The organism is Nocardia sp. NPDC060220 (assembly GCF_042727815.1).
In the GTDB taxonomy this organism is placed as follows: domain Bacteria; phylum Actinomycetota; class Actinomycetes; order Mycobacteriales; family Mycobacteriaceae; genus Nocardia.
Genome location: NZ_JBHWZY010000363.1, coordinates 1 through 6,542, shown reverse-complemented (window position 1 = coordinate 6,542; position 6,542 = coordinate 1). Strand labels below are relative to the sequence as shown.

Here is a 6,542-nt window from a genome sequence, read left to right as displayed (position 1 = left end):
TCCTGGGGGTGAACCCGATACCCGCAAACAGCACCGCTGGCCGCCAATGCAGCAAACACGGCTCCGAACCCCGGAACCGTGTATCAGCCCATTTTAGCATGTCTCACAAAAATGCAGGTCAGCCTAGTCAGGCGGGCTATTCGCGGTGCTGGCTCATCGATTGCTGGTGCCGGCTCACTGATCGCCGGTGCGCAGATACCCAGGAATCTGGTCGCTGCAACCATAAATATCGCCCGCCGAAGCGCGTGCCGACGACTTCACCGTAGTGCTCACCTGCACGCTGGTCGAGTCCGAGCCCGGTACGAGTACTTCGCGCCGGCCCACCTCGGTGCCGTCGCGGTCCATCGCCCGCACGAAGCAGACCACGGCCTGCTGTGGGTCGTCGCGGGTGACCTTGATCCGCATGTCCAGCGTGGCGTCGTCGACGACCACGTAACCCAGCTGCTCGGTCTCGATCGCCTTCGGGCCGTATTTCTGGAAGCCGAGATAGGCCACCGCGAAGCCGGCCGCCACCACGCCGACACCGAGCAAAACCATCAGCCACAGGCGACGCGCAGGTGGTTTCGTGCCATATCGATCGGCGTGTCGCGCTGCTGCGGCGGCCGAGGTCGCGGCGGAGTCCGGTGCGGGCTCGGTCATCGTTTTCGCGCTCCCGGGGGTGGTCGGAACAAACAGGGGGTCGGATGGAACTATAGGTAACGACATCTGACACCCGCGAGCGAGAGCGACGGTGAACGAGAAGTGAGTGGCCTTCGCCTCATGGCAGTGCACGCCCACCCCGACGACGAATCGAGCAAGGGCGCCGCGACGACCGCCAGGTACGCCGCGGAGGGCGTCGAGGTGCTCGTCGTGACGTTGACCGGCGGCGAGCGCGGCAGCATCCTGAACCCGGCCATGGACACCCCCGGTGTGCTGGACCGGATCAACGAGGTCCGGCGCGAGGAGATGGCCGCGGCCGCGCACGCGCTCGGCGTGCGCCAGCACTGGCTGGGATTCGTCGACTCGGGCCTGCCCGAGGGCGACCCGCTGCCGCCGCTGCCGGAGGGCTGCTTCGCGCTGGTGCCGCTGGAGGAATCCACCGAGGCGCTGGTGCGCGTGATCCGCGAGTTCAAGCCGCAGGTGATCACCACCTACGACGAGAACGGTGGCTACCCGCACCCGGACCACATCCGCTGCCACGAGGTCTCGATGGCCGCGTACGAGGCGGCGGGCGATCCCACGAAGTTCCCCGGGGCGGGCGAGCCGTGGACACCGCTCAAGCTCTACTACGACCACGGTTTCAGCATGAAGCGTCTGGAAGCCTTCGCCGAGGAGTACGAGCGCATCGGTGAACCGTTCCCGCTGCAGGAGTGGCTGGACCGGATGAAGCAGTACCAGGCGGCCCGCGGCGACATCATGGGCCGGGTCACCACCCAGATCGAATGCTCGAAGTACTTCCCCCAGCGTGACGACGCCCTGCGCGCCCACGCGACCCAGATCGATCCCAACGGCGCGTTCTTCGCGATCCCGTTGGAGATGCAGCAGCGGCTCTGGCCGACCGAGGAGTTCGAATTGGCCAAGACGCGCGTGTCCACCGCCATCCCGGAGACCGACCTGTTCGCCGGCATCGAGGACAACGACCGGTGATGTTGGTCTACCTCGCACAGCAACCGACGGGCCCCGAGTTCGGCAAGGCTTCCCCGCTCGGGCTGCTGGTCATCCTGATCCTGCTGGCAGGCACGGTGCTGCTGGTCCGCTCGATGAACAAGCACCTCAAGGGCCTGCCGGAAACGTTCGAACCCGAGCACCCGGAACCGGATCAGAAGGCCGACGACGGCACCGAGCCCGGTGTGATCGCCGTCGAGGAATCCGAACCGAAACAGAACTCCTAGCGCGCCGCGGCGAGGTCGGCGACGAGTTCGCCGACCAGGTCGCGCGCGGTGGCGGCGTGTTCGGCCACCGACCGCGACGCGCCGCCCGCACTCAACTCGATCATCGTGTTCATCAGGCCGAACAGTGCGACGAGTTGGCGTAGGGCGGCGCGACGTTCGGACACTGTCATCGGCGCGGTGGTTATCGGCAGGTTCACGACTATGGGATCGTCACTGTTGACGGGTTCGTTTCTGCCGATATCCAATCGACGCCGTGCGCGACCTACCAGTCGATCAGGTCGAGTTCGTGCAGGCGCCGGAACACCATCATCGAACCGGGTGCGACGTGCTCCATCGCGGCGTATTCACTCACGGTGAAGTAGCGGAATTCGGCGATTTCGCCGGTGGCGTGGGGTTCTCCGGTGAGCTCGGCACGGAAACAGGTCATGTGCAGGCCGGTGTTGCGGCGGTGCCCGAAAGCCTCGGCCTCGAAGACACCGAACTCGGCGACCCCGGCCAGCCCGACGCCCAGTTCTTCCTCGATCTCGCGATGTAGCGCCTGTAAAGGGGTCTCGCCGGGGTCGATCTTGCCGCCCGCCATGTAGAAGACATCTTTGCCTTCGGGGCGCGTCTGAATCAGCCTGCGGTCGCGGACATGGGCGAGGGCGGCGGTGCGGATCATGGGGATCACTCTAAGGAGCGATCGGCCCCGTTCCATGCCGAACGTGCTCCGCGTCACGCTGGTGTCTGGGTCAGCTCACCGAGACGGTGCCTGCGGCGGCGCGTCGACGGTCAGCGTTTCGGCTGCGGCCAGCGAGTCGGTACGCGAGGTGTCTTTGAGGTCGACTCCCGAGCGACCCAGTGCGCGGGCTCCCGCGACCAGACCCGCCACCACGCGGGCGGCGTCGGCGTAGGTGAGGCCGTCGGGTGGGTGGATGTTGGAGACGCAGTTGCGTTCTGCGTCCGCGCGGCCGGGGCGTGGTAGGTGGGTCAGGTAGATGCCGAGGCTGTCGGCGACCGAGAGGCCCGGGCGCTCGCCGATCAGCACCAGAACGGTGCGCACGCCCATGGCTTCGGCGATGTGGTCACCCAGCGCCACTCTGGCCTGGGTGGCGATCACCGGTGGGGCCATGGTGTAGCGATCGCCGAGTTCGGTTGCCAGGGCGGCGAGGAGTTCGGGGGCGTGCTCGGACAGTGCCAAGGGGGACAGCCCGTCGGCGAGAACGACGCCGATGTCCGCGCCGCTGGCGGTGACGGGGGTGAGATCGTCGGGCACTCGGCCGAGATCGGGGCGGCGCAGGTACTCGGCGCGATCGGCCGCCCTGCTGGCTACGGTGACCGGGGTGCCGAGGCCGAGTGCGGCGATGTGTTCGGTGAACGTCGCGACATCGAGAGGAAGGTGCACGGCGTCACGGGCCGCGGCGTGTGCGGCGCGCAAAGTGAGGACGTCGGTCGTCGGCAACGCGTCGCCCGTGCGGCCGAGCCCGATTCTGGCTTGCGTACTGCCCCGAAGATCTCGCCAGAAGTCTTCGGCGACAGGCGATTGCGTCTCGTGCGCAGCGGTGATCGGTGGGGCCGGAACAGGTGGGGTCACAGGCGGTTCCGTTTCTGCGTCGATGGTCGTGAGCGGCTCGTCCGGCTGACGCGGTGCGCTCATCGAGTGGCTGTCAGGGCTCGCAGGGGTGAGGACAGCGGTTCCACCTGTCGCACACGGCCGTTCGCGTCGAGCATGCCGAGACCCGACAGCCAGGCCTCGAATTCCGGTGCGGGCCGCAGGTTCAGGACCTGGCGGGCATACAGGGCATCGTGGAACGACAGGCTCTGGTAGCCGAGCATCACGTCGTCGGCGCCGGGCACCGCGATGACGAAGGCGCAACCGGCCGCACCCAACAGGGTGAGCAGGGTGTCCATGTCGTCCTGGTCGGCCTCGGCGTGGTTGGTGTAGCAGACATCCACGCCCATCGGCAGGCCGAGCAGCTTGCCGCAGAAGTGGTCTTCGAGTCCGGCCCGGATGATCTGCTTGCCGTCGTAGAGGTATTCGGGTCCGATGAAGCCGACGACCGTATTCACCAGCAGCGGTCGCAGATCCCGGGCTACGGCGTAGGAGCGCGCTTCGAGGGTCTGCTGGTCCACCGGCCGATCACCCACGCCCAGATGGGCATTCGCGCTCAGTGCCGATCCCTGCCCGGTCTCGAGGTACATCACGTTGTCGCCGACGGTGCCGCGCCGCAGGGATCGTCCCGCTTCGTTCCCCTCCCGCAACAGCGAAATGTTCACGCCGAAGCCGGTATTCGCGCCCTCGGTGCCCGCGACGGACTGGAACACCAGATCCACCGGCGCGCCCGCCTCGATCAAACCGATGGTCGTGGTGACGTGGGAGAGCACGCACGACTGGGTCGGGATGTCGAAGCGCAGTCGCACGTCGTCGAGCAGATGCAGGAGATCCGAGGTGGCCTGCGGTGAATCCGTGGCGGGGTTGATGCCGATCACCGCGTCGCCACAGCCCAGCAGCAGCCCGTCCAAGGTGGCGGCGGCGATCCCGCGCGGATCGTCGGTGGGATGATTGGGCTGCAACCGCGTGCTCAACCGGCCGGGCAGGCCGATGGTGGTGCGGAATCCCGCGGTCACCTCGGCCGCCTTGGCCACCGCGATCAGATCCTGATTGCGCATGATCTTGCTGACCGCGGCCACCATCTCCGGCGTCAGCCCCGGCGATACCGCGGCCAGGGTCGCCGCGGAATCGCCGGCGGCGGCGACGGCGAGCAGCCAGTCGCGCAATCCGCCGACGGTCAGATGTGAGATCGGCGCGAACGCCGATCGGTCGTGACTGTCGATGATCAGCCGGGTGACCTCGTCGGTCTCGTACGGCACCAGCACGTCGCTCAGGAACGTGGTGAGTGGAACTTCGGCCAGCGCCCACTGCGCCGCGGCACGTTCGGCATCGGTGGCCGCCGCGCAACCGGCGAGCTCGTCGCCGCTGCGCAGGGGGGTGGCTTTCGCCATCAGGTCGATCAAACCGTCGAAGGTGTAGGTCGTGACGCCGATTGTGCTGCGGTACACGGTCATCGGGTCCCTTTCGAGAGATGTACTCGGCCGCCGGAGCCCGGCAGCGTGCGCGACGCTGCCGGGTGCCCGACGGTCTACTCGAGTTCGGATTCCGCCTTGGCGATGGCCGCGAACTCCTCGTCCGGGGATTTGGCGACCAGGTGGTTGCGACTGTAGAGCCCGAAGTAGGCCATGAAGGCGACGAACACACCGAGCGTCCACAGCGCGGCCTGCTGGTCGACCAGGAACGTGGCCGCCACCGATGCGGCCGCGATGACCAGCGCGAACGCCGTGGTGACGATGCCGCCCGGCGTGCGGTACGGGCGCGGCATGTTGGGTTCACGCACGCGGAGCACGATGTGGGACACCATCATCAGGACGTAGCTCAGAGCCGCGCCGAAGACGGCCATGTTCAGCAGCATCGCGCCCTTGCCGGTGAGCGAGAGGGCGAAGCCGATGATGCCGGGCACGATCAGCGCCAGCACCGGCGCCTTGCGGGAGTTGGTGATCGACAGGACGGTCGGCAGATAGCCGGCGCGCGAGAGGGCGAAGGTCTGGCGGGAGTACGCGTAGATGATGGAGAAGAAGCTGGCGACCAGACCGGCCAGGCCGATGTAGTTGACCACCTTGGCCATCGAGCTGTCGCCCAGCGCCTCGACGAGCGGGTTGCCCGAGGCGGAGGCGCTCTGGGCGCCGAGCGCGCCGGTGACCAGGAACAGCACCACCGCGCCGGTGACGCACAGCAGCAGCATCGCGACGATGATGCCCTTGGGCACGTTCTTCTCCGGCTCGCTGGCTTCCTCGGCGGCCAGCGGCACGCCTTCGACGGCGAGGAAGAACCAGATCGCGAACGGGATGGCGGCCCAGATGCCCAGGTAGCCGAACGGCAGGAACGACGACGACCCGGTCGCCGCGGGATCGGCCGCGATATCGGTCAGGTTGGCCGCGTCGAACTTGCCGACGGCCGCGAAAGCGAAGATCACCAGGCCGACGAGCGCGATCCCGGTGATCACGAACATCGCCTTGAGCGCCTCACCCGCACCGGTCAGGTGGATGCCGATGAACAGCGCGTACACCGCCAGATACACCCACCAGCCGTCGGTGATCCCGAACAGGTTCAGCGACTCCACGTAGGCGCCGATGAAGGTGGCGATCGCGGCGGGCGCGATCGCGTATTCGATGAGAATGGCTGTGCCGGTGGCGAATCCGCCCCACGGGCCGAGCGCGCGCCGGGCGAAGGTGTAGCCGCCGCCCGCCGCGGGCAGTGCCGAGGACATCTCGGCCATGCCGAGCACCATCGCCAGATACATCGCGGCGATGACGACGGTGGCGATCAACAGGCCACCGAATCCGCCCTCGGCGAGACCGAAGTTCCAGCCGGAGAAGTCGCCGGAGATCACGTAGCTCACGCCGAGGCCCGCGAGCAGTACCCAGCCCGCCGAGCCCTTGCGCAGGGTGCGTTTGGCGAGATAGTCGTCGACCGGTGCGCCCTCGCCGGTGGCGGGGCTGATTTCTGTACTCACGTGGAGCTCCTCATCAACAAGCAAAGCGCGTTCGGCGGCAACGGTGATCGTCGAGGGTTGAAGAATGGTTGACGACTGTTACGGCCGTGGATCCGTCAGGTCAGCGGTGCGTATCGAGCACCGC

General features: G+C 67.4%; 8 protein-coding genes. 2 read left to right on the top strand and 6 right to left on the bottom strand.

Going from position 1 to position 6,542, the window contains the following annotated elements:
• Window positions 1-174: 174 nt before the first annotated feature.
• Window positions 175-639, bottom strand: a complete 465-nt coding sequence (locus tag ACFWF3_RS19465) for a DUF4307 domain-containing protein (RefSeq protein ID WP_379314727.1) — start codon at window positions 637-639, stop codon at window positions 175-177.
• A 120-nt stretch (window positions 640-759) separates the two neighbouring features.
• Between ACFWF3_RS19465 and mca the strand changes: the two genes are divergently transcribed.
• Both mca and ACFWF3_RS19455 read left to right on the top strand, forming a co-directional pair.
• Window positions 760-1,626: a mycothiol conjugate amidase Mca gene (mca, locus tag ACFWF3_RS19460; RefSeq protein ID WP_378993082.1), complete on the top strand. Its 867-nt coding sequence runs from the start codon at window positions 760-762 to the stop codon at window positions 1,624-1,626.
• On the top strand, window positions 1,626-1,871 hold the full coding sequence (locus ACFWF3_RS19455) for a hypothetical protein (RefSeq protein WP_378636354.1): 246 nt from the start codon (window positions 1,626-1,628) through the stop codon (window positions 1,869-1,871). Before mca ends, ACFWF3_RS19455 begins: the two co-directional genes overlap by 1 nt.
• On the opposite strand, the gene ACFWF3_RS19450 is transcribed toward ACFWF3_RS19455, so the two are convergent.
• The 5 genes from ACFWF3_RS19450 to eat all read right to left on the bottom strand — a co-directional run bounded on the left by ACFWF3_RS19450 (window position 1,868) and on the right by eat (window position 6,418).
• Window positions 1,868-2,041 carry a hypothetical protein gene (locus ACFWF3_RS19450; RefSeq protein WP_378993080.1) on the bottom strand — a complete coding sequence of 58 codons (174 nt, stop codon included), beginning with the start codon at window positions 2,039-2,041 and terminating at the stop codon, window positions 1,868-1,870. The genes ACFWF3_RS19455 and ACFWF3_RS19450 overlap by 4 nt on opposite strands.
• A gap of 92 nt (window positions 2,042-2,133) precedes the next feature.
• On the bottom strand, window positions 2,134-2,532 hold the full coding sequence (locus ACFWF3_RS19445; RefSeq protein ID WP_378636247.1) for an NUDIX domain-containing protein: 399 nt from the start codon (window positions 2,530-2,532) through the stop codon (window positions 2,134-2,136).
• 75 nt (window positions 2,533-2,607) lie between these two features.
• Window positions 2,608-3,444 (bottom strand): ethanolamine ammonia-lyase subunit EutC, encoded by an 837-nt coding sequence (gene eutC, locus ACFWF3_RS19440; RefSeq protein WP_379314728.1) that lies wholly within the window; start codon window positions 3,442-3,444, stop codon window positions 2,608-2,610.
• Window positions 3,445-3,503: 59 nt separating this feature from the next.
• Window positions 3,504-4,916 carry an ethanolamine ammonia-lyase subunit EutB gene (locus ACFWF3_RS19435; protein WP_379314726.1) on the bottom strand — a complete coding sequence of 471 codons (1,413 nt, stop codon included), beginning with the start codon at window positions 4,914-4,916 and terminating at the stop codon, window positions 3,504-3,506.
• Window positions 4,917-4,990: 74 nt separating this feature from the next.
• On the bottom strand, window positions 4,991-6,418 hold the full coding sequence (eat, locus tag ACFWF3_RS19430; protein WP_379314725.1) for an ethanolamine permease: 1,428 nt from the start codon (window positions 6,416-6,418) through the stop codon (window positions 4,991-4,993).
• Window positions 6,419-6,542 lie beyond the last annotated feature (124 nt).

Coding starts and splice junctions, on each gene's coding strand:
- ACFWF3_RS19445 (WP_378636247.1), bottom strand. CDS start 2,532: ATGATCCGCACCGCCGCCCTCGCCCATGTCCGCGACCGCAGGCTGATT.
- ACFWF3_RS19435 (WP_379314726.1), bottom strand. CDS start 4,916: ATGACCGTGTACCGCAGCACAATCGGCGTCACGACCTACACCTTCGAC.
- ACFWF3_RS19455 (WP_378636354.1), top strand. CDS start 1,626: ATGTTGGTCTACCTCGCACAGCAACCGACGGGCCCCGAGTTCGGCAAG.
- ACFWF3_RS19450 (WP_378993080.1), bottom strand. CDS start 2,041: ATGACAGTGTCCGAACGTCGCGCCGCCCTACGCCAACTCGTCGCACTG.
- ACFWF3_RS19465 (WP_379314727.1), bottom strand. CDS start 639: ATGACCGAGCCCGCACCGGACTCCGCCGCGACCTCGGCCGCCGCAGCA.
- mca (WP_378993082.1), top strand. CDS start 760: ATGGCAGTGCACGCCCACCCCGACGACGAATCGAGCAAGGGCGCCGCG.